Annotated in this window: 23 protein-coding genes; 20 read left to right on the top strand and 3 right to left on the bottom strand. The window is 69.7% G+C overall.

From position 1 onward, the window contains the following. Positions 1–7: 7 nt before the first annotated feature. The 10 genes from WPS_RS11970 (at position 8) to WPS_RS11925 (ending at position 10,426) form a co-directional block, all read left to right on the top strand. Complete coding sequence (locus WPS_RS11970; protein ID WP_317994714.1) at positions 8–988, top strand: tetratricopeptide repeat protein; 981 nt, start codon at positions 8–10, stop codon at positions 986–988. Continuing rightward, positions 985–1,428, top strand: a complete 444-nt coding sequence (locus tag WPS_RS11965) for a PaaI family thioesterase (protein WP_317994713.1) — start codon at positions 985–987, stop codon at positions 1,426–1,428. The genes WPS_RS11970 and WPS_RS11965 overlap by 4 nt, the downstream gene beginning before the upstream one ends. Then, positions 1,428–1,928 (top strand): SsrA-binding protein SmpB, encoded by a 501-nt coding sequence (smpB, locus tag WPS_RS11960; protein WP_317994712.1) that lies wholly within the window; start codon positions 1,428–1,430, stop codon positions 1,926–1,928. The genes WPS_RS11965 and smpB overlap by 1 nt, the downstream gene beginning before the upstream one ends. Before the next feature lie 35 nt (positions 1,929–1,963). Further along, complete coding sequence (gene tilS / locus WPS_RS11955; RefSeq protein ID WP_317994711.1) at positions 1,964–2,779, top strand: tRNA lysidine(34) synthetase TilS; 816 nt, start codon at positions 1,964–1,966, stop codon at positions 2,777–2,779. Positions 2,780–2,844: 65 nt separating this feature from the next. Further along, positions 2,845–3,417: a hypoxanthine phosphoribosyltransferase gene (hpt, locus tag WPS_RS11950; protein ID WP_317994710.1), complete on the top strand. Its 573-nt coding sequence runs from the start codon at positions 2,845–2,847 to the stop codon at positions 3,415–3,417. Between the two features lie 81 nt (positions 3,418–3,498). After that, on the top strand, positions 3,499–5,418 hold the full coding sequence (ftsH, locus tag WPS_RS11945; RefSeq protein ID WP_317994709.1) for an ATP-dependent zinc metalloprotease FtsH: 1,920 nt from the start codon (positions 3,499–3,501) through the stop codon (positions 5,416–5,418). Further along, the gene (locus WPS_RS11940; RefSeq protein WP_317994708.1) at positions 5,415–6,731 is read left to right on the top strand and encodes a M16 family metallopeptidase; all 1,317 of its coding nucleotides are present in this window, start codon (positions 5,415–5,417) and stop codon (positions 6,729–6,731) included. The genes ftsH and WPS_RS11940 overlap by 4 nt, the downstream gene beginning before the upstream one ends. Positions 6,732–6,747: 16 nt before the next feature. Next, positions 6,748–8,052 (top strand): insulinase family protein, encoded by a 1,305-nt coding sequence (locus WPS_RS11935; RefSeq protein WP_317994707.1) that lies wholly within the window; start codon positions 6,748–6,750, stop codon positions 8,050–8,052. Between the two features lie 110 nt (positions 8,053–8,162). Continuing rightward, positions 8,163–9,149, top strand: coding sequence for a glycosyltransferase (locus WPS_RS11930; RefSeq protein WP_317994706.1), 987 nt, complete (start codon positions 8,163–8,165; stop codon positions 9,147–9,149). Further along, positions 9,146–10,426, top strand: coding sequence for a DUF2079 domain-containing protein (locus tag WPS_RS11925; RefSeq protein WP_317994705.1), 1,281 nt, complete (start codon positions 9,146–9,148; stop codon positions 10,424–10,426). Before WPS_RS11930 ends, WPS_RS11925 begins: the two co-directional genes overlap by 4 nt. Here WPS_RS11925 and WPS_RS11920 read toward each other — a convergent pair. Genes WPS_RS11920 through WPS_RS11910 form a run of 3 tightly spaced genes read right to left on the bottom strand, consistent with a single transcriptional unit; the run spans position 10,395 to position 12,950 of the window. Then, on the bottom strand, positions 10,395–11,120 hold the full coding sequence (locus tag WPS_RS11920) for a CPBP family intramembrane glutamic endopeptidase (protein ID WP_317994704.1): 726 nt from the start codon (positions 11,118–11,120) through the stop codon (positions 10,395–10,397). The two genes, WPS_RS11925 and WPS_RS11920, sit on opposite strands and share 32 nt — an antisense overlap. Further along, complete coding sequence (gene rsmA, locus WPS_RS11915) at positions 11,089–11,889, bottom strand: 16S rRNA (adenine(1518)-N(6)/adenine(1519)-N(6))-dimethyltransferase RsmA (protein WP_317994703.1); 801 nt, start codon at positions 11,887–11,889, stop codon at positions 11,089–11,091. Before rsmA ends, WPS_RS11920 begins: the two co-directional genes overlap by 32 nt. Positions 11,890–11,942: 53 nt before the next feature. Then, on the bottom strand, positions 11,943–12,950 hold the full coding sequence (locus WPS_RS11910; RefSeq protein WP_317994702.1) for a 3D domain-containing protein: 1,008 nt from the start codon (positions 12,948–12,950) through the stop codon (positions 11,943–11,945). Positions 12,951–13,282: 332 nt separating this feature from the next. Here WPS_RS11910 and WPS_RS11905 point away from each other — a divergent pair, with 332 nt between their 5' ends. The 10 genes from WPS_RS11905 (at position 13,283) to WPS_RS11860 (ending at position 21,346) form a co-directional block, all read left to right on the top strand. Continuing rightward, positions 13,283–14,401, top strand: a complete 1,119-nt coding sequence (locus WPS_RS11905; protein ID WP_317994701.1) for a glycosyltransferase — start codon at positions 13,283–13,285, stop codon at positions 14,399–14,401. Positions 14,402–14,439: 38 nt separating this feature from the next. Beyond that, entirely contained in the window at positions 14,440–14,877 is a 438-nt protein-coding gene (locus WPS_RS11900) for a hypothetical protein (RefSeq protein ID WP_317994700.1), read from the top strand. Then, positions 14,810–15,490 (top strand): DNA-3-methyladenine glycosylase, encoded by a 681-nt coding sequence (locus tag WPS_RS11895; protein WP_317994699.1) that lies wholly within the window; start codon positions 14,810–14,812, stop codon positions 15,488–15,490. Before WPS_RS11900 ends, WPS_RS11895 begins: the two co-directional genes overlap by 68 nt. Positions 15,491–15,497: 7 nt before the next feature. Then, positions 15,498–17,045 carry a transcription termination factor Rho gene (gene rho, locus WPS_RS11890; RefSeq protein WP_317994698.1) on the top strand — a complete coding sequence of 516 codons (1,548 nt, stop codon included), beginning with the start codon at positions 15,498–15,500 and terminating at the stop codon, positions 17,043–17,045. Between the two features lie 8 nt (positions 17,046–17,053). Continuing rightward, a complete protein-coding gene (locus tag WPS_RS11885; protein ID WP_317997539.1) occupies positions 17,054–17,797 on the top strand; it encodes a pseudouridine synthase in 744 nt (247 codons plus the stop codon). Positions 17,798–17,802: 5 nt separating this feature from the next. Beyond that, on the top strand, positions 17,803–18,162 hold the full coding sequence (gene aroH / locus WPS_RS11880; protein WP_317997538.1) for a chorismate mutase: 360 nt from the start codon (positions 17,803–17,805) through the stop codon (positions 18,160–18,162). 109 nt (positions 18,163–18,271) lie between these two features. After that, on the top strand, positions 18,272–19,573 hold the full coding sequence (locus WPS_RS11875) for a tetratricopeptide repeat protein (protein ID WP_317994697.1): 1,302 nt from the start codon (positions 18,272–18,274) through the stop codon (positions 19,571–19,573). Between the two features lie 202 nt (positions 19,574–19,775). Further along, positions 19,776–20,441, top strand: coding sequence for a MotA/TolQ/ExbB proton channel family protein (locus WPS_RS11870; RefSeq protein ID WP_317994696.1), 666 nt, complete (start codon positions 19,776–19,778; stop codon positions 20,439–20,441). 33 nt (positions 20,442–20,474) lie between these two features. Continuing rightward, on the top strand, positions 20,475–20,888 hold the full coding sequence (locus WPS_RS11865; RefSeq protein ID WP_317994695.1) for an ExbD/TolR family protein: 414 nt from the start codon (positions 20,475–20,477) through the stop codon (positions 20,886–20,888). Between the two features lie 29 nt (positions 20,889–20,917). After that, positions 20,918–21,346, top strand: coding sequence for an ExbD/TolR family protein (locus tag WPS_RS11860; RefSeq protein ID WP_317994694.1), 429 nt, complete (start codon positions 20,918–20,920; stop codon positions 21,344–21,346). The last annotated feature ends 1 nt before the right edge of the window (position 21,347 follow it).

Genomic DNA, 21,347 nt, shown 5'->3' with positions numbered 1-21,347 from the left:
CATCGCTGTGATCCGACGTCTCTTCGCGCTGTCGCTCGCCGTGTCGTGCGGCGTCCCGCTCCTGGCCGCGTCGCCCGCGCCCGCTCCGGCGCCCGCCGCCGCGCGCGACGATTACCGCAACGCCGCGTTCACCGGTCCGCTCGGTCAGGGTTTCCGCGGCTTCTACACGCGCGATTTCGACGCGGCGCGCAAAGGCTTCGACGCCGCGCTCGCGGTCATCCCCGACAACACGCTCGCGCTGTCGTTCATGAACGCCACGGTCGCGCAGACGCCGGGCGCGCTCGACTCGCTGGTGAACGACGAAGAGGACGCACTGGCGAAGAATCCCAAGAGCGCGCTGGTCCACATCCGGCTCGGATTCTCGTATCTCTTCGCGTCGCTGGCGGGACGCGACCGCACGGTCGACGCGCGCGAGGAATTTAACGCCGCGGTGCAGCTCGACCCGGCGTCGCAGGCCGCGCACACGGGCCTGGGGATCATGCGCGAAGCCGAGCGCAGCGCCAACCGCGCGAAGACGGAGTTTCTCGCCGCGCTCGCGAGCGATCCGCACAACGTATTGGCGCGCGAGTACCTCGCCGAGATCTATCAGATCGATCTGAAGGATCCGCAGCGCGCGCTCACCACGATCATCGATGTCCCCAACCACGTTCCCGACTACGCCGACATCTACTTTCATATCGCGTCGGTGATGCACGATCTGCAGCAGTACGACGCCGCCGTCTCATACATCACGCGCGGCCTGCAGGCCGACGTCGGTCACGTCGGCGAGTCGGGACAGCACGGCTACACGCTGCTCGCGCGCATCTACCTCGACGAGAAGAAGCCCGACGACGCGCGGCGCGTGCTGAAAGCGTCGATCACCGCCGGCTCCGACGTCGCCTACGCCAGCACGCTGCTGCGCAAGATCGACAACGGCGACTACGGCAAGGTGACGCCGGCTCCGTCGCCGCTCGCGTCGGCGACGCCGGCGTCGAAGAAGAAGAAGTGACCGATCGGGCCTACGTCGACGACGGACACTGTTTCGCGTGCGGTCCGCTCAACCCCGACGGACTGCACTTGGAGTTCGCACCTGACGGCGACGACGGCGTGCGCGCAAAGATCGCGCTGCCGGAGAAGTTTCAGGGCTGGCGCGGGACGGCGCACGGCGGGATCGTGATGACGCTGATCGACGAAGCGATGGCGCACGCGTGCGGCCGCGTCGGCGAGCGCGGCGTCACCGCGTCGATGGATCTGCGCTTTCGCGCGCCGGTGCCGCTCGGTGAACCGCTCGTCGTCAGCGCGACCGTGCGCTGGAAACGCCGCAACGTGCTCGGCCTCGATGCGTCGATCGAGCTCGCCGACGGCACGCTGCTCGCGAGCGCCGAAGGTTCGTTCGTCTCGCGCGGCCCGCTCGGCAAGGAGCGGTACGGCATCCCGGACGCGGTCTGATGGCGCGGATGAAGCAGGTGCGCGAAGCCGCCAAGGCCGAGCGCGCCGTGAAGAAAGCACCGGAACCATCGTTCGACAACCGCCGTGCGCGCCACGAGTACGAGAAACTCGAATCGCTCGAAACCGGGATCGCGCTCACCGGCACCGAGATCAAGACGATCCGCCAAGGGACGATCTCGATCAACGAAGCGTTCGCGCGCCTGCGCGACGGCGAACTCTGGCTGATGAACCTGACGATTCCCGTCTACAAGGAGGGCTCGTACTTCAACCACGAGCCGAATCGGCCGCGCAAGCTGCTGCTGCACCGCGAGCAGATCGCGCGCCTTGCCGGCCGCGCCGCCGAGAAAGGGCTGACGCTCGTGCCGTGGCGGATGTACTTCAAGAACGGGCGCGTGAAGATCGAACTGGCGCTGGTGAAGGGCAAGAAACTCTGGGATCGCCGGCGCGACATTCAAGCGCGCGACGTCGAACGCGAGATCGCGCGCTCGGTCTCGCGGTAGCGGACGTGCGCGAGCCGAGCGGGCGGGCCTGAACGGTGCGCGGAGCGCGGCCCGAGCGCGCGCTCGACGCGATCGTGCGCCGCGTGCTCGGCACGGACGCCCGGCGCGGCGTCTGCGTCGCGATCTCCGGCGGCCCCGACTCGGTCGCGCTGGCGTCGCTCGTCGACCGGCTCGTCCGCGAAGCCGGCGGCGACGCGGTGTTCGCCTTCGTCGATCACGGGACGCGCGCCGGCGCGCTGCAGGACGAGTGCGTCGTGCAGTCGATCGGGACGCGGCTCGGACGGCGGGTGCGCGTCGCACGTCTGCAGGCTTCGCGCGACGATGAAGCGACGCTGCGCGCGCTGCGCTACGACGCGCTCGGCCGGATCGCCGCCGCCGAGGGCTGCGCCGCGGTCGTGACGGCGCACACCGCCGAAGATCAGACGGAGACTGTGCTGCTCGCGCTCTTTCGCGGCGCCGGGTTCGCGGGGCTCGCGGGGATCGCCGAGCGGCGCGCGTTCGGCGACGGGATCGCGCTGGTGCGTCCGCTCCTGCGCGTCGCGCGCGACGAACTCCAGGTTGAATTGCGGCACAGTGGTCTGCCGTACGCGCTCGATCCCACCAACGACGACCTGCGCTATCGCCGCAACGCGTTGCGCGCGCACCTGGCGGCGCTGCGCCGCGACTTCCCGCGGCTCGACCGCGCCGTCGCGCGGTACGCGGCGATCGCGCGGGCCGAGATCGCGGCGACGCCGACGGGCGAACGCCGGCGAGCCCTGCGCGCGCGGCTCGCCGCCGCCGACGCGCGCGACGTCTCGCTCGCGCTGATCGACGCCGTGCTCGAACGCGAGGGGGATCCGGGCCCGCCCTGAGGTTCGAGCTCGCGCATCCGCCGCGGCACCACGGAGTTTCCGGCCCGCCGCGCGAACGCGCTCGCGTGCAGCACCAGACCCTCCCGCCGGGGATCGAGACGATTCTGCTCGACGCGGAGACGATCGCCGGCGCGATCCGGCGCATGGCCGGAGAGATCGCGCGCGATTACGCGGACCGGCCGCTGGTGCTCGTCGGCGTCCTCAAAGGCGCGGTCTTCGTGACCGCCGACCTCGCGCGAGCCCTCGCCGAGGTCCCCGGCGGCCCGACCGACGTGCAGCTCGATTTCATCGCCGTCTCCTCGTACGGCAACGCGCACCGCTCGAGCGGCGAGGTGCGGCTGGTCCAGGACACCACCTACGCGATCGAGGGGAAGTACGTCGTGATCGTCGAGGACATCATCGACAACGGTCACACTCTGCACTACCTTCGGGCGATGCTGGGGAATCGCCAGCCGGCGTCCCTGCGGGCGGCGGTCCTGCTCGACAAGCCCTACCACCGAGCGATCGACGTGACCGTGGATTACACGGGTTTGACGTGCCCGGACGAGTTCGTCGTAGGGTACGGTCTGGACTATCAGGAACGTTACCGGACTCTCCCCTATCTCGCGAAACTGAGGCCGGAGGTGCTTCCCGCGTGAAATCCCGGCACCAATCCCTCACGAGACGAGTCTTCACGAGAAACGTTCTAATGAAAGAACGGTAAAAGGGTCTCGCAACGCATGGGTAAGCACCTCAAAAGCATCCTGGTCGTCCTCGGCATCTTCATCCTGGTGATTTTCATCGTGGATCGGCTTGTCATCGGGGGGACGCCGAGCCAGCAGCTGTCGTACTCGCAGTTCTACAACGCGGTCAAGCATCACCAGGTCAAAAAGCTGACGATCACCGGCAAGGAGATCTCCGGCGACCTGGCCGATCAGGGCCACTTCACGACGACGGCGCCCGACGATCCGCAGCTCATCCCGACGCTGCGCGACAACAACGTCGACTTCACCGTCGTGAGCACGCAGTCGCAACCGCTCATCGGCTACATCGTGCAGTTCGTGCCGTTCATCCTGATGGCGCTGCTGCTGATCTTCATTTTGCGCCAGGCGCAGAGCGGAGGCAGCCAGGCGCTCTCGTTCGGCCGTTCGCGCGCGAAGCTCCTCAGCGAGAACCGGCCGAAGGTGACCTTCGCCGACGTCGCGGGCGTCGAGGAGGCGAAAGAAGAGCTCGGCGAGGTCGTCGAGTTCCTGAAGTATCCGAAGAAATTCCAGGCGCTCGGCGCGCGCATTCCCAAAGGCGTGCTGCTGCTGGGCCCGCCGGGTTCCGGAAAAACGCTGCTGGCGCGCGCGATCGCGGGCGAAGCGGGCGTGCCGTTCTTCTCGATCTCCGGTTCCGATTTCGTCGAGATGTTCGTCGGCGTCGGCGCCTCGCGCGTGCGCGACCTCTTCGAACAGGCGAAGAAATCGGCGCCGTGCATCATCTTCATCGACGAGATCGACGCGGTCGGGCGCCAGCGCGGCGCCGGCCTGGGCGGCGGTCACGACGAGCGCGAACAGACGCTCAACCAGCTGCTCGTCGAGATGGACGGGTTCGATCAGAACACCGGCGTCATCCTGATCGCCGCGACGAACCGGCCCGACGTGCTCGATCCGGCGTTGCTGCGCCCGGGCCGCTTCGACCGCCAGATCGTCGTCGATCGCGCCGACGTGCGCGGCCGCCAAGCGATCCTGATGGTGCACTCGAAGAACAAGCCGCTCTCGAAGGAAGTCTCGCTCGAGACGCTGGCGCGGCGTACGCCGGGCTTCTCCGGTGCCGACCTCGAGAATCTGCTCAACGAAGCCGCGCTGCTCGCGGCGCGCCGCAACAAGTCGGTGATCGAGATGGTCGATTGCGACGAGGCGATCGACCGCGTCATGGTCGGGCCGGAACGCAAATCGGTCGTGATGTCGATGCGCGAGAAGGAGAACACCGCCTTCCACGAGTCCGGCCACGCGATCGTCGGCGGGCTGACGCCCAACTCCGATCCGGTCCACAAGGTCACGATCATCCCGCGCGGGATGGCGCTCGGCCTCACCTGGTCGCTCCCCGACGACGACCGTCACTCGCAGACGAAGAACGAGATCCTTGCCGTCATCAAAAAAGCGCTGGCGGGGCGCATCGCCGAGGAGATCAAGTTCGGCGACGTGACGACCGGCGCGTCCAATGACTTCCAACAAGCGACGGAGCTCGCGCGCCGTATGGTGACGCAGTACGGGATGTCCGACAACCTCGGCCCGATTCAGTACGGCCGCGGCAACCACCAAGTGTTCCTCGGCCGCGACTTCGGCGAGGACCGCAACTACTCGGAAGAGATCGCCGGGAAGATCGACGCCGAAGTCCGCCGGATCATCGAGACCTGCTACGCCGACGCGCGCAAGATCCTCGAGGTCAATTGGGACAAGGTCGAGCGGATGGCCAACTCGCTGCTCGAGCACGAGACGGTCGAGACCGAGGAAGTGCTGGCGATCCTCGCCGGCAAGCCGTGGCCGCCGCAGAAGCCGCTCGAGCCCGAGCCGCCGACGGATCTTCCGATCGCGGCCTCGGCGCCGCCGGAGCCCGATCCGCGGCCGGAGCGTCCCAAGCGCCTCCCGCCGACCATCTCTCCGGAACCCGCGTGACCGCTGCGGGCACACGAACTGGGGCCGCGCTCGTCGCGGCCCTTCTCGTCTCCGGGCCGCCGGCGGCGCGGGCCGCCGGGCCGGCACCTGCGGCGACCGCAGCACCCGCCGGGCTGACCACGATCGTGCGCCCCGATCCCGCCCAGAACGCGGCGGCCGTCGCGCTCTGGTATCGTGCGCCGACGGGCGGCTTCGGTCCGAAGCCCGTCCCGGGGCTCTCGCGGCTCGCCGCGATGACCGTCACGGCCTCCACCCCGATCACCGGGACCTCGCTTGGCCGCCTCGTGACGCGGTACGGCGGCCGGCTGACCGTCGCCGCCTATCCCAGCGCCGTCTCGATCACCGCCCTCGTCGGTCCCGAGAGCGCCCCGGCGATCGTGCGAGCGATGACCGCAGACTTCTTCGCGCCGGTCGTCGATCAGGGCGGCCTGCAGTCGGGCCGCCGCGACGCCGCCGAGGACGCGCTGCTGCGCTCATTCGAGCCGTCCGAGGCGATCGAGAACGCGCTCGGCACCGCGCTCTTCGCCGACGGACCGTTTCACGACGGGACGATCGGGACGCCGGCGACGCTCGCGAGCGTCCCGCTTGCCGACGTGAAGGCGTTCGCCGAGCGTGCCTTCCGGCCGGCGAACGCGGTCCTCGTGCTGACCGGAAACGTCGACCCTGCCGCGGCGCAGAGCGCCGTGACGCGCGACGGCGCGGCGCCGGATCCTGAACCGATCCCCGCGCCGGCGAGCCGGGCCGCCGGGCCCGTCGTCCTGCGCAGCGCATCGGTCGACGGGCAGGGCCTGGGCTGGGCCGGCCCGCCGATCGGCGACGAGGCGTCCGCAACCGCGATGGACTTTCTCGCCGAATCGCTGTTCGCGCCGAAAACGGGGAGCGTCCGGCGAGCACTCGGGCCGCTGCGTGCGACGGTCACCGGCAAATTCGTTACCTACCACGATCCCGGAACGTTTCTGGTGACGATCGCCGGCGACGACGCTGCTGCCGCCCTGCCGATCGTCGAGCGCGCAATCGCCGCCGCCGCGACCCCGTTGCCGCCGGCGGCGTTCAACGCCGCCCGCACCGCCTTCGTCTATCAACTGCTGAGCGAACTGCAGACCCCGGCCGAGCTCGCCGACACCTTCGGCTGGTACGCCGTCGAGGGAAACGCGCCGTACGCCCCTGCCGAAGCCGGGATGCAAGGCCGTTACTTCACCGCCGCCGCCGCGCTGACGCCGCAGGCCGTCGCCCGCGTCGCGGCGCGCTACCTTGCCGTGCCGCCGGCGGTCGTCACGCTGACGAAAGCCGCGCCGGCCGCCAAGCGCGCCTGAATCGATGGGATCCCGCATGCGTCCGAGCCTCCGCGCCTGCGCCGCCGCGCTCGCGCTCCCGTTCCTGGTCGCCGCGGCGCCCGCCGCTCCGCCCGTCGCCGGCGTCGACGGCGGCGGCGGGCGCGCGTTCGTCCGCGCCGATCCCGCCCTTCCGCTGGCGGGGATCGCACTGTTCGTCCCTGCCGGACTGAGCCGCCAGAGCGCCGGCCAGGACGGTCTCGCCGCGCTCGTCGCCGAGGCGCTGCTGCACGAGCCGGTCGACGGCGTCGCGCTCGAAGACGCGGTAGCGGCACGCGGCGGGTCGATCGCGTACGTCGCCTCGGCGCAGTACGTCCGCTTCTATCTCGAAGCACAGCCGCAGGCGCTCGCCGCGCTCGCGCCGCTCGTCGCGCGGGCGTTCGCGAAGCCGGCCTTCGAGCCGGCGGCCCTCGCGGCCGCGCGCGACGCGCTCGGCCGGCGGATCGCCGACAACGAGCGCGATCCGCGCTGGGTCGGGCTCGAGATGCTGCGCCGCTCGTACTATCGCGACGCGGCCGGGACGCCCGCGCTGGGGACGCCCGCCTCGCTGGCAGCGCTCGACGGTGCCGCGGCGCGCGCGTTCTACGCCGCGTGGTATGCGCGCGGGGCGGCACTGATCGCGTCAGTCGGCCAGACCGGCGCCGCCACCGCGGCAGCGGCGCGCACGATCGTCGCCGCGCTCCCCGCCGGCGCAGCACCGGCGATCGCGCCGGTGGCGGTGCGCCCCTTCGGCGCGCAGCCCAAGCGGATGGTGACTCGCCGCGACGTTTTCGCGCCGTACGTCGTCCTCGGGTTCGCGGCGCCGCCGCTCGGCGACGGCGACTTCGCCGCGGCGCTGGTGGTACGCGCGCTCATCACCGACGTGTTCGAAGCATCGACGTCGGCGACGGCATCGCCGCTGTTCCGCCCGGCCGGTACGATCTACGGCTACGACACCGCGCCCGCGCAGCTCGCCGTGTGGCTCAACGGCTCGCGCATCGATCCGACGACCGCGCTCGCGGGCGTCGACGCCGTCCTCAAAGACGCGGCCGCGAAGCCGCTCGCGCCGGCGCTGCTGGCGCGTTATCGGGAGACGGCGCGCGGCGCGTGGGCGCTCGAAAGCGTCTCGCTCGACGAGCGCGCGTTCGCGATCGGCAACGCGGCCGCGCAGGGTCTCGACGCCGGGGCCGCCGATGGGGTCGGCGCCGCCATCTCCGCCGTCACCGCAGCCGACGTCGAGCGCGTCGCGAAACGCTGGTTCCGGCGTTTCGACGTCGCGCTGGTCCTGCCGCGGCAATCCGGCGACGGCGGAGCGGGGAACTGACGGCCGGCGCTTCGGTTCCGCGCACCGCGCTCGTTCACGATTATCTGAATCAGCGCGGCGGCGCGGAACGCGTCTTCGCGCACTTCGCGTCGGGCTGGCCCGACGCGCCGGTGTACACCGCGCTCTACGACGCGCGTGCCGTCGGCGATCTCGTTCCCGCTGCGCGGGTGCGCACGTCGTTTCTTCAGCACGCGCCGCTGCGGTCGCGCGCGTTCCGGCTGTACGCGCCGCTCTATCCGCGCGCGTTCGAGAGCTTCGACCTCTCGGCGTACGACGTGATCGTCTCGTCGACGACGTCGTGGGCGAAGGGCGTGCGCTTTCGCCCGGACGCGGTTCACGTCTGTTACATCAACACGGTCTCGCGGTTCGTCTTCGACGCCGCGCGCTACGTCGGCGGGTTCGGCGCGGGGATGCTCGCGCGCCCGCTGGTCGCGCGGCTCGCGGCGTGGGACGTGCGCGCGGCGCAGCGGCCGACGCGGTTCGTCGCGAACTCGCGCAACGTCGCCGAGCGGGTTCGCCGATGGTATGGACGCGACGCCGACGTGCTCCCGTGTCCGGTCGACGTCGACCGGTTCACCGCCGGCGCCGGCAACGGCGACTACGTCGTCGTCGTCTCGCGGCTGCTGCCGTACAAGCGGATCGATCTCGCGATCGCCGCTTGCGCGCTCGTCGGCATCCCGCTGCACGTCCTCGGCACCGGGCCCGACGAACGCCGTCTCAAGCGCCTCGCCGCAGGCACGCGCACGACGTTTCACGGGCTCGTCGACGACGCGGCGCGCAACGCGATCGTCGGCGATGCGCGCGCCGCGATCCTGCCGGGTGAGGAAGATTTCGGTCTGGTCCCGCTCGAGGCGGCCGCGGCCGGCCGGCCGACGATCGCGCTGCGCGCCGGCGGTGCGCTGGAGACGATCGTCGAGCACGAGACCGGCGCGTTTTTCGACGTCCCCGAGCCCGCGTCGCTGGCGGAGGCGCTGCGGCGGTTCGATCCGGCGGCATACGATCCGCAGTGCCTGCGCGCCCACGCCGAGCGCTTCGCGCCGCCGCGTTTCCTCGCTCGGCTGCGCGCGATCGTCGACGAGACGGCGGCGCGCGGATGAAGCCGACGCGCGCGGTGACGATCGCCGCGCTCGCCTTCGCCGCGCTCTACATCGCGCTCGATCTGAACAAACTTTATGCCCTGCGCTACGGCGCCGACACGGGGACGTTCGTGCAGTGGCTCGCCGGCGAAGCGCACGGCCGCGGTTCGTGGAACGCCGCCGAGTATCGCCCGCATCTCCAGGTCCACGACTCGTGGATCCTGCTCGCGCTCGTTCCGCTGATCGCGCTCGCGCCGTACGCGCAGACGCTGCTGATCGTGCAGGTGCTCGCGATCGCCGGCGCTTCGCTCGCGCTGTGCGCGTTCGCGCGCGCGTGCGGGTCGACGCCGCGCGGCGCGAGCGTCGTCGGGATCGCGTACCTGCTCTCGCCAAGCGCGCAGGGACTCGCCTACGGAAACTTCCTGGAAAACGTGTTCGTCCCGCTGTTCGCGGCGCTCGGTGCGCTCGCGGTGCGGCGGCGCAGCCTCGTCCCAGCGCTGCTCGTCGCGCAAGTGCTGCTCGGACTCAAAGAAGATCAGGCGCTGTTCGTGCTGTGGTTCGGCGTTGCGTGCGCGCTGTGGTGGGATCGCCGTATCGGGATCGCGCTCGCCGGGCTGGCGCTCGTCAACGGCGCCGCCTTCCTGCTCGCGGAACGGCTCGCCGGCGCGCAGCCCTCGCAGCCTGCGTATGCGCTGCAGGTCGACGATCCGCTCGCGAAGCTCGCGTTCTTCGCCGCACTGCTCGCGCCGTTCGCGTTCGCACCGCTCCTGCTGGGCGGGCGCATCCTGCTCGCCGCACCGCTGGTCGCCGAGCTGACCTTCAACCGGCCGTGGGCGTACCCGATCGCGCGCATCGGGACGCATTGGACCGCGCCGCTCGTCGCGGCGGCCGCGCTCGCCGCCGCGTACGCCGTCGCAAAGCGTCCGCGGATCGCGACGCCGATGCTGGCGTGCGCGATCCTCTGCGCCCTGACGATCAACGACACCGTGCTCAAAGCCGGGCGCTGGCCGTACGTCGTCGACCGCGCGGCGTACGCGCGCGCGGCGGCGCTGCGGGCGTCGCAGCGCGACGTCGTCGTGCGCCGTCCGCAAGAGGGCGTCTACGCCGTCGCGGCGGCGAATCCGCACGTGCATCTCGCGCGCTACGATCCGCGCGAGGGCGGTTACTGCCCCGCGTACGACCGCGACGCGCGCGCGTTCTTCGCCTCGCTGGGCGTCGGCGCGTGGCCGGCCGCAACGGCGCTGTGCGGCGGCGTCCCGGTCTCCGCTATGCCTGGTGGAACACCAGCAGCGCGGTGACGCCGGCCGCGTTGAAGAGCCCGTGCGCGATCGTGGTCGCGGCGAGCGAACGCGTGCGCTCGTAGACGAGCGCGAGGACGACGCCGCCGCAGGCGAGCGGGACGATCGCAAGCGCCGAAAAATGCGCGGCGCCGAAGACGAGTCCGGAGAGAATCGCGGCCCAGGCGGTGGGCAGATAGCGGCGAAGCGCGTTATAGAGGAAGCCGCGGAACTGCAGCTCCTCGAAGAACGGGGCGATGACGCACGCGAACGTCACGAACAGCGTCGTGAGCAGCGTCCCGCGCGTCGCCTTGAGCAGATCGATCGCGGTCTCGGTGATCTTGGTGTGAAAGAGCCGCTCTTCGAGGCTGCCGACGAGATCGACGGCGACCAGCATCGCGACGGCGCCGGCGAGCCCCCAGCCCACCTCGGCCGCGTTCGGCAGGCGCAGTCCGAGGTCGGCGAGCGAACTGCGGGCCAGCCGCGGCAGATACGCGAGGCACACGACGAGCACGAACGCGTACGAGACGAACTGGAGCCCCAGCGCCGTCGCCGGCGAGGTGAGGTCGCTCTTCGTCATCGCGTGTCCGACGAGCAGAAACGCCGCGACGAAGATCGGAAGGACGACGCCCGCCGCGATCAGCGCGAGCGCGAAGAGCAGGGATCGCCACCACAGGAATGCGTCAGCCGAAGAGCGCGTCGGTGAGCCGGGCAAAGGTCGTGAGGTCGAGATGTTCACCACGCACGTCGGGATCGAGCGAGAGGGAGGCGATCGCGTCGGCGATCCGGTCGCGCGGACATTCCAGCGCGAGTGAGAGCGAGTTCGCGAGCGTCTTGCGCCGGTACGCGAACGCGCCGCGCACGACCTGTTCGAAGCGCGCGCGATCGCGGACCGGCGCCGCCGGCGTCGCGCGGCGCCGCAGCACGACGACCGACGACACCACGCCGGGCCGCGGAAAGAACGCGCTCGGCGGGACGCTGAACGCGCGCTGCGTCGTCATCGTCAGCTCGATCGCGATCGTCAGGCTGCCGTAGGACGGCGTCCCGGGCTTGGCCAGGAGCCGGTCCGCGACGTCCTTCTGAATCATCGCGACGATGCGCTGCGGCGGACGCGGGAGCGACGCCAGCCGCACCAGGGTCGGCGTGCCGACGTTATAGGGAAGGTTGCCGGCCGCGCACCAGTCGCGTTCGCCCGTCCAGCCCGCGTAATCGAAGGTCAGCGCGTCGCCCGAGCGGATCTCGGCGCCGGCCAGATCGGGACGCGAACGCAGGATCGCGACCATGTCTTCGTCGAGGTCGAAGGCGGTAACGTCGGCTTCGAGCCGCAGCAGCGCCGCGGTCAAGGCGCCGGTCCCGGCCCCGATCTCAAGGACGCGGTCGCCGGGCGCGTGCACGGCGAGTCGCGCGATACGGTTCGCCGTCCCGCCGTCCATGAGGAAATGCTGACCGAGCCGCTTTTTCGGGCGCAGGCCGCGCGATGCCAAAAGCGCACGCGGATGCGTGCGCTCGTCGCCGGCGGCCGGGGGTTCGGGAGGCGTTATTTGATCAGGTAGACCGTGATCGGCCGGCGGCCGAACTCGTTGGCCGCCGCGTTGGAGTTGAAGCCGAGGTCGATCCGGTTTCCGCGAATCGCGCCGCCGGTGTCGCCGGCGACCGCGTGCCCGTAACCCGGGATGTACATGTGCGTCCCCAGCGGGATCACGGCCGGATCGACCGCGACGACGCCGTGCCCGGCGGGTCGTCCGCTGGCCGTCGTGCCGGTGCAGCCGCCGCAGCTCGCGGTATAGGCCGTGGCGACCATCGAGAGGGCGCTGCTGGCGAGCCGGAGCGTCCCGGCGATCCCGCGTTCGGCAAAGTGCGCGAGCGCGGCATACTCGCCGACCCCTTCCGCGACGATCCGGGCTTGCGGCGCCCGCAGGACGCGCGCGAGCAGCAGGGTGCGGCGGGTGGCACGGCGGTCCGGCGTGCGCGCGACGCTGTAGCGCACCTCGCGGATCCCGGCGTGTCCGGCGCTGATCACCTGCGACTTGCCGGCCGGCAGGGTGTACGCAAAGCGCTTCACGACCGGGACGCGGATCGCGTTGCGGACCGTCTCGGTCCACGCGTCGACATGGCGCACGTTGACGACGACGTCGTTCTCGAGCGGAGCCGCCGGAGCGGGTGCGAGTTCGTCGTGACGGTCGTAGGCGACGCCTTGAGAAGCGAGCAGGGCGCCGACGGTGGGCGCGGCGCTGCGCAGTTGACGGGTCTGACCGTCGACGATGATCGTGACGGGGACGGCTGCGCGATAGGAGACGGTCTCGCCGTCGGTGAGGGGGCTTTGCGGTGCGACGCTCAGGGCGTCATCGGCGGCCCGCAGGACGCCGCGCTCCGCGAGAAGAGCGTCGGGCGTGGGGGCATGGGTTGCCAGCGTCTCGGAGACGCCGTCGCGGATGAGCGTGACGTGCTTGGCGGGGCCGGGATCCGCGACCGCTGCGACGGTATTGGCGATCCGGTCCGCGAACGAACCGCTGCCGAGCGGAAGGAGAAGCCCCAGGGAAAGCACGCCCGTCGCCGCGAGTGGTGATGGAAGATCGCTTCGGATCGTCCGACTCCTTTCTCGTGCGGTGGGTGCATTTTCTGAGCGTGCGGAGCGCTGCTCCGTACCGATCTGATGTCGCACCCGACGTCGTAGCGGTGGTCGGCGAGCCAGCAACGGCTCGGTCGAATGCTCTCGGACCAGACGGGTCCGGCGAACCCGCCGAGATTAGCACGGGGCTCCCCCGGGGTCAAGTTGACAAAGTCGTAGCGAAGCGGTATGCGGTTGGGCTACGCGCGAGCACCGATACAAGCGAGCGCCATGGTGCTGCGGCCGCACCGAGAAACAGCGTCAACGTCGTGCGAATCGGGTTCTTCACCGAATGCTACAAGCCGATCGTCAACGGCATCGTGTCGAGCATCGACGCGCTGCGCGAGGGCTTGCGCGCGCACGGCGTCGACGTCACGACGATCGCCCCGCACTTTCCCGATTTCGTCGACGACGCGCGCGACGTGGTGCGCATCCCGTCGCTGCCGCTCCCGACCCGGACGGCGTATCGTCTGTGCGTCCCGTATCTGAACGCCGGCGACCGCCGCCGCGTGCGCGGGATCGACGTCGTTCACGCGCACTCGCCGTTCGTCACCGGCTGGATGGCCGCGGCGTACGCGCGCCGGCATCGCATCCCGCTCGTCTTCACGTATCACACGCGGCTCGACGCGTACGCGCATTACGCGCCGTTCGACCGCGTCGCGACGGAGCGCGCGATGGTGACGCTCACCCGACGCTACGCGAACGCCGCCGACGCCGTCATCGTCCCGACGCGCGCGATGGAGATGCGATTGCGCGAGCTGGGCGTGCGCGCGGCGATCGCGGTGGTGCCCAGCGCGATCGACGTCGCGGCGTTTGCCGCCGGCGTGCGGCGCTCCGACGTGCGCGCGCGGCTCGGTGCGGACGACGCGCGTCCGCTGGCGCTCGTCGTCGCGCGCCTCGGCGCGGAGAAGAACGTCGAGCTCGCGCTCGACGCGCTGGTACGGCTGCCGGAGGCGCGGCTCGCCGTCGTCGGCGAGGGCCCGCAGCGTGCCGAGCTCGAGGCGCGGGCGGCGGCCCTGGGCCTGTCCGCGCGCGTGCGGTTCACCGGCGCGCTGCCGCGGGCGAGCCTGGCCGACGTCTACGCCTCAGCCGACGCCTTCGTCTTTCCGTCGACGACCGATACCCAGGGACTGGTCCTCGCCGAGGCACTGGCGGCGGGTCTCCCGATCGTCGCGGCGGAGAGCGCGGCGTCGCGCGACGTGCTGGCCGGGGCGGGGCGCATCGTCGCCGCCGACCCGGCAGCGGTCGCGGCCGCCCTGAGCGCCGCATTCGATGCGGGACGCGATCAGAGTGCCGTACATTTGGCATACTCACGCTTTACGGTGGGGATGCAAGCGGGCCGGATCCTCGAGCTGTATCGGGGCGTGCTGGCCGCGCGGGCAGCTTGACTCGCACATACGTTCGATATAGGATAGAAGCACGAGCCATGCGACAGACCATCCGCCACCGCTCCGCCGACGTCGCCGTCGGATACGCCGCCGATCGTTCGGGCCTCGGGATCGCCTTCGCCGCGATCGCGACCGGAACCGGACGCGGCGTCGTGAAAGTCCCGTTCTCCGCCGCGCCGCTCCCCGCGCTCGAGGGGCGCGAGTTCGGCTACGCGGCGGTCGCCGCGGTCGCCGCGCACCTGCGCGGAGCGGGCTTCACGCGCGTCCGGATCCGCGTCGCCGACGAACTCGTCGTCGACGATCTCAACGCCCGCCGTCCGGTTCCGCCGGCACTGGCGATGGCCTACGTGAAGACCCGCTGCGTCCTGCACGGCTTCGCGCTCGTCCGCGTCGAACGCGCCGAGCCGATTGAAACGCACGAACTCACCTCGCGCGCAAGCACCGAGATCGCCCTCCGCAAGCCCGCCGCCGCCTAGCGCGCGCGGCGGAGCGGCGTTCGAGCCGCGGCTCGTCCGCGCCGATCTTCCGCACGAGACCGTCGCCTTGGCCCGCGCCCTGATCGGCACGCTGCTCGTCCGGGAGCGTGAAGGCGAGCTGCTCGTGGGCCGGATCGTCGAAACCGAGGCGTATCTGCCGCACGATCCGGCGTCTCACGCCTTTCGCGGCGAGACGTCGCGGAATCGTGCGATGTTCGGTCACCCGCTGCACGCGTACGTCTACTTCGTCTATGGTGCGAACTGGTGTCTCAACATCACCAGCGAAGCGCACGGGATCGGCGCGGCCGCGCTGGTCCGCGCGTGCGAACCGGTCGCGGGGCTGACGACCATGCACGCGCTGCGCGGACGGACGCTCCCCGATCGCGAGCTCGCTCGCGGTCCGGGCAACGTGTGCCGCGCGTTCGCGATCGGCCCGGCGTTCGACGGCGCCGATCTCGAATGCGATCCCGCGCTCTGGCTCGCGCGCGGCGATCGTCCGGTCGAGATCGGAACGAGCGTGCGGATCGGACTGACCAAGGCGGCGGAGATGCCGCTGCGGTTCTATGCGCGCGGCAGCCGCAGCGTGAGCGGGCCTCGCGCCTTGTCGCCGTGACGCGGGTGTGCTAAACTCCGGGGCGTCGCGCGGTCCCGTATCGCGTCGACCTTCGCGTTCCTCGGCGCTGCGCGCTGACGTGCGGCCCCGGCAGCCTCGCCGGACGGGCCCCGTCGCGCGGATCGCCCCGTCTCCCCGAGGGAGCACTTCGCTGCAGTTCGACAATCGTCCCCAGAACAACGGTCGCCCCGAGGGCGGAGGCCGTCGCCGCCGCTCGCGGCGGAACCGCAACCGCTTCAACGACGGCGCGGCTCCGTCGCAGCAGCAGGACGTCTTCACCCAGCCCGAGTTTCCGCAGCCGGTGGGACCGCCGCTGCTTTCCGCCGAGCAGTTGACGGAGATGAGCAAAGCCGAGCTCAACGAGCTCGCGAAGACCTTCGAGATCGAGAATCCGACGAAGATCAAAAAAGACGATCTGGTCAAGCAGATCGTCGAGATCCAAGCGCAGCGCAGCGGCTTGGAGAAGGCCAACGGCGTCCTCGACGTCCTTCCCGAGGGGTACGGCTTCTTGCGGCGCGACGGCTATCTGGTCGGCGCCGAAGACATCTACATCTCGCAGTCGCAGATCCGGCGCTTCGAACTGCGCCGCGGCGATCTGGTGGCGGGTCAAGTCCGCCGTCCCAAGGAGAACGAGAAGTACTACGGCATCGTGAAGGTGGAGACGGTCAACGGCCTCTCGCCGGAGCAGATCGCCGGCCGGCGCGTCTTCGACGACCTCGGCGCCGAGCCGCCGTCGCAGCGCTTCACCCTTGATGGACGCGGCGATCTCGCGACCCGCGCGCTCGATCTGTTCGCGCCGCTCGGAAAGGGCCAGCGCGCGCTCGCGATCGCACCGCCGCGCAGCAACGAGGCGGCGCTGCTGCTGCGCATCGCGAAGGGGATCGAAGCGCATCACCCCGACGCTCAGGTCATCGTGCTGCTGATCGACGAGCGCCCCGAGGCGGTCACGCATTTGCAGCGCACGCTCGACGTCGAAGTGGTCGCGACGACCTTCGAAGAGCACGCCGACAACCACGTCGCAACCGCCGAACTCGTCTTTGAGCGCGCGAAACGCGTCGCCGAACTCGGAGGCGACGCGGTCGTCCTCGTCTCGTCGTTCAGCCGGCTCGTCCGCGCGTACGCGACCCTCGCGCATCACAAAGGAAGCTTCGCCCAGCTCGATCCCGCCGTCATCCAACGCGCGAAGCGGCTGTTCGGAACCGCACGCGCGGTCGAAGGCGGCGGTTCGCTGACGGTCGTTGCGACGATCGGTGCCGGATCGTCGGCTTTCGACGCGCTGGTGCTCGAAGAGCTCGCGCCCGCAGCGAACGCGGAGATCGTGCTCTCCCGCGAACTGGTCGACGTGCGCGCGTATCCGCCGGTCGATCTGCTCCGCAGCTCCAATTGGTACGAAGAGCAGCTGCTCAGCGAGATCGCGGCGCACAAGGTCGCCGATCTGCGCCGCGCACTCGCCGGCGTCTCAACGTTCGAAGCCTCGGAGCGCATCTATGCCGCGCTGGGCCGGACGAAAACGAACGAGGAGTTTCTGACCTCGCTCGATCTCAAGAAGGTGTAGCGGCCGCGCTGCGACTGCAGAAGTATCTCGCGGCGGCCGGCATCGCGTCGCGGCGCCGCGCGGAAGATCTGATCGTCGCCGGCCGCGTGCGCGTCGGCGGCCGCGTCGTGCGCGAGCTCGGCACGAGCGTCGGCGACGACGCACTCGTCGAAGTCGACGGACGCGTCGTCCGGCCCGTCGCCGCCCACACGTACGTCGTGCTGCACAAACCCGTCGGCGTGATGACGACGATGCGGGATCCCGAGGGTCGCCGCACCGTCGCCGATTTGATCCGGCGCGCGGGGATCGCGGCGCGCGTCGTCCCCGTCGGACGGCTCGATTACGACACCAGCGGCGTTCTGCTGCTCACCGACGACGGCGAACTCGCCAACATCCTCACCCATCCGCGCTACGGCGTCGAGAAGACGTACCGTGCGACCCTGCGCGGACGGCTCGAGTCCGACGCGGTCGAGCGGATCCTGCGCGGGGTGCGTCTCGAAGAAGGCCGCGCCGCGCCGGCGCAGTTGCGGGTCGTCGCGGTCCGCCGCGACGTCTCGCTGGTCGACCTCACGCTGCACGAAGGCCGCAACCGCCAAGTCCGCCGGATGTTCGAGGCGCTCGACCATCCCGTCGTCGCGCTCGCGCGGCTGCGGTTCGGGCCGATCTCGCTGGGCGAGCTCGCGCCGGGCGCGACGCGCGCCGTCTCCGAGCGCGAGCTCGCGGCCCTGCACCGCATCGCGGGCGCATCCGACGACGAGGAGGAGCCGGCGTGATCGTCATGCGCGGGATCCGCGGCGCGATCACCGTCGCGCGCGACGAGCCGGCGCTCATCTTGGATGCGACCGAGCGATTGTTGCGTGCGATCGTCGAACGAAACGGCTTCGCGCCCGCCGACGTGGGCTCGGCGCTGTTCACCGTCACGCCCGATCTCGTCTCCGAGTTTCCGGCGGCTGCGGCGCGCCGGATGGGCTGGACGCTCGTCCCGCTGTTGAACTTTACCGAGATCGGGGTACCCGGTCGTTTGGAGCGGTGCATTCGCGTCCTCGTGCACATCAACACCGAGATGACGCAGGACGCGATCGAGCACGTGTACCTCGAGGGTGCGGTCGTGCTCCGCCCCGATTTGACCGGAAGGTGAACCCGCGGGTGCCGGTCAATCGCGCCCGGTCGATCCGCCGGCGGGCAGGCGGAACTCGCCGGCCTCCGTTGCTCGTTGCACCCCGTATCACCACGTGACTAGAGGTACCATGGCCGTTCGGACGTCTCGCCTGCTCGCTGCATCGTCGCTCGCCGCCCTCGCCGCAACGCCGTTTGCGGCGCACGCGCAGACCTCGCAGTTCTACACTCCGCCCAAGCTCGTCAAACAGGGTTCGGCGACGTCACCGGTGACGGGGAGCGGTGCGGTGACGATCCAGGTCTTCGTGAAGAAGAACGGCACGATCGGCACGACGCGCGTCGTGAAATCGACGAATCACGGCGACGACGCCCCCGCACTCGAGATCGCGCGGTCGTCGACCTACAAGCCGGGGCTCAAGGACGGCAAAGCCGGCGACTACTTCTACACGATGAAGCTGCGTTTCAGCGGCAACAGCGTCGTGAACGACACGGGGACGTCGTCGAACCAGCTCATTCAAGCCAACGCGCTGATCCGCGCCAACAAGTTCTCCGACGCGAAGACGATCCTGCAGTCGTATCTCGCGAGTCATCCCTCCGATAAGGACGGGCAGGCGCTGCTCGGCGTCGCCGACTCGTACCTGAACGACTCCGCCGGCGCGGCCGCCGCGTTCGATGCCGCCGGCACGATCCCCGATCGCTTCAAGGTCGTCGCGGCGAAGGCGTACGCCGACGCCGCGGTCGACGCGCTCAAGGCAAAGAACAACGATCAGGCGATCGCGCTCTCCGACAAGGCGCTGGCGCTCCAGGTCAACGTCAACACGCTGTTCATCCGAGGCACGGCGTACGCGAACGCGCAGAAGTACACGCAGGCGATCGGCGATCTCGAGAAGGCCAAGGCGCAGGCGACGGGCGGGCACGCCGACGCCGCGACGCTCAACGCAATCGACTCGTCGCTGGTGACGGCGTACCTCTTCGGCGGTCAGCCCGACAAGGGGCTTGCGCTGGCGCAGGAGCTCAAGCGCCGCGACCCCTCGAACACGCGCGTCGACGACGCGATCGCATCGTACTATAACCAGCAGGCCGTCGCGGCGGTGAAGGCCGGACGCAAAGCCGATGCCGTCGCGATGCTCGAAAAAGCGGCGCAGTCGACGCCTTCGCAGGCGCCGGTCCTCTACGTTCAGGCCGCGAATCTGCTCGCGCAAGGCGACAAGCCGGACTGGAAAGCGGTGAAAGCCGAGGCCGACAAGGCGCTCGCGATCAACGCGTCCGACCCGCACGCCAACTACGTGGCGGGGATCGCGCTGGCGAATCAGAGCGACACGAAGAACGCGATCGCGTACCTGCAGAAGGCGAAGGCGAACGCCCCGGCGTCCGACACGCAGTTCAACGCCGACATCGACACCGCGCTGAAGAAGCTGGGCGCCGCCAAGTGACGGCTCTCGCCGCGGGAGTAGGAATGCTCGCCGAGACCGCCAACAGGTAGGGCCGCGCCGGGAGCGCCATCCCGCCGTCTTTCGTTTTGCCCGGCGCCTCTGCCGGGCAGCCGCGGCCCGGGCGCCGCTTGCCCGGAGCGCGTTTCCTCACCCGGAACGGCTCCGGAGCTTCACCCTCGACTCGGAGGCTTCACTCGACCTCGTGGATATTTTCAGCGGATTTCTCACCACGATCAACCAGGGCGGCTTCGCGATGTACGCGCTGCTCGTGCTCTCGATCGTCGCGGTCGCCATCGTGATCGAGCGGCTGCTGTTCTTCTCGAGCCAGCACTCCGACTCGAAGGGCCTGCTCAAGGCGATCGGCGATCGTATCGCCGCCGACGATCTCCCCGGCGCCATCACGATCTGCCGCCAGAACAAGGGCATGCTCCCGAAGATCCTGGAGTTTGGACTCCAGCGCGGTGAAAAAAATCGCGCCGACATCACCGATGCGCTCTCGATCGCGCTGATGGAGAACCTGAACTCGCTCGAGCGCAACCTCGGCGTCATCGGCACCATCGCCGTCATCGCGCCGTTCGTCGGTCTGTTCGGGACGGTGCTCGGCATCATCCGCGCCTTCCAGGACATCGCGCTCAAAGGCAACTCGACCCCGGCGGTCGTTGCGGCGGGCGTCTCGGAAGCGCTGATCACGACCGCGGCCGGCCTGTTCGTCGCCGTCGTCTCCGTGATCTTCTTCAACTACTTCAAGACGCGCATCAAGGCGTACAACCAGGAGATGATCGTCGCGAGCAACCAGCTCGCCGAGATGCTCCACTTCCACAACACCGGTGCGGCGATCCCCACGGATCTCTATCAGCCGGCCAAGTAGGCCGTTGAACCTCCCGGTCCGAGGACTCGACTCATGAGCATGGTCTCTGCGTCGCAAGACGACGAAGTCATGGCCGAGATCAACATCACGCCCTTCACCGACGTGCTGCTGGTGCTCCTCATCATCTTCATGATCCTCGCGGCGCTCTCCGCGCCGCCCGGCTTCGAGAAGCAGCTGCCCGACAAGAACGACAACACCCCGCAGCAGCAGCAGAAGAAGACCGACGACATCGAGGTCCTCGTCAACGAGACGGGCGTCATTTACATCGACGGCAAGCGTACCGACGTGCAGCACATCTACGCCGACATGTCGGACGTGCAGCATCGCAAGGGCAACAAGCACGTCTCGCTCACGGCCGATGTCAAAGCACCCTACGGGACGATCATTCGCATCCTTGATGCGGCGAAGATCGCCGGGCTCGAAGACGTCGGTTTCGTCACCTCGTAACGACGCAGAGAGAGAAGGAAATCCCCCACGTGGCCGTCACCACCGGACAAGGCGAAGAAGAAGTGATGTCGACGATCAACATCACGCCGTTCACGGACGTGCTGTTGGTCCTCCTGATCATCTTCATCATCCTCGCCTCGGTCATCAAAGAGCCGAAGCTGCCCGACGCGAAGAACAAGACAAAAGTTCATCCGTCGCAGATCGTCGTGCTCGTCGACGAGAAGAACCGCGTGCAGATCGGTTCCAGCGTCGTCAACGAGACGGAAGCGAAACAGCAGTTCGCGCAGCTCGTCAAATCGACGGGCTCCGGCTTGAAGACCGTGATCATCAAAGCCGATCCGAAAGCGAGCTTCGGGACGATCTTGCGCGTGATGGACGCGGCCAAATCGGCAAACCTGACGACCTTCGGCCTGGCCAACCACATCGAAGGGCTGCCCGAAGGACAGACGGGAGGCTGAG

Origin of the sequence: Vulcanimicrobium alpinum (assembly GCF_027923555.1) — a bacterium.
Taxonomy (GTDB): Bacteria; Vulcanimicrobiota; Vulcanimicrobiia; order Vulcanimicrobiales; family Vulcanimicrobiaceae; genus Vulcanimicrobium; species Vulcanimicrobium alpinum.
This window is presented reverse-complemented; position numbering and strand designations above follow the sequence as displayed.

What these genes read in the sequence shown, in the direction of transcription:
- WPS_RS11875 (WP_317994697.1), top strand. Translation starts at nt 18,272, where the DNA reads ATGGCCGTTCGGACGTCTCGCCTGCTCGCTGCATCGTCGCTCGCCGCC.
- WPS_RS11935 (WP_317994707.1), top strand. Translation starts at nt 6,748, where the DNA reads ATGCGTCCGAGCCTCCGCGCCTGCGCCGCCGCGCTCGCGCTCCCGTTC.
- WPS_RS11925 (WP_317994705.1), top strand. Translation starts at nt 9,146, where the DNA reads ATGAAGCCGACGCGCGCGGTGACGATCGCCGCGCTCGCCTTCGCCGCG.
- smpB (WP_317994712.1), top strand. Translation starts at nt 1,428, where the DNA reads ATGGCGCGGATGAAGCAGGTGCGCGAAGCCGCCAAGGCCGAGCGCGCC.
- WPS_RS11865 (WP_317994695.1), top strand. Translation starts at nt 20,475, where the DNA reads ATGAGCATGGTCTCTGCGTCGCAAGACGACGAAGTCATGGCCGAGATC.
- aroH (WP_317997538.1), top strand. Translation starts at nt 17,803, where the DNA reads ATGCGCGGGATCCGCGGCGCGATCACCGTCGCGCGCGACGAGCCGGCG.
- ftsH (WP_317994709.1), top strand. Translation starts at nt 3,499, where the DNA reads ATGGGTAAGCACCTCAAAAGCATCCTGGTCGTCCTCGGCATCTTCATC.
- WPS_RS11900 (WP_317994700.1), top strand. Translation starts at nt 14,440, where the DNA reads ATGCGACAGACCATCCGCCACCGCTCCGCCGACGTCGCCGTCGGATAC.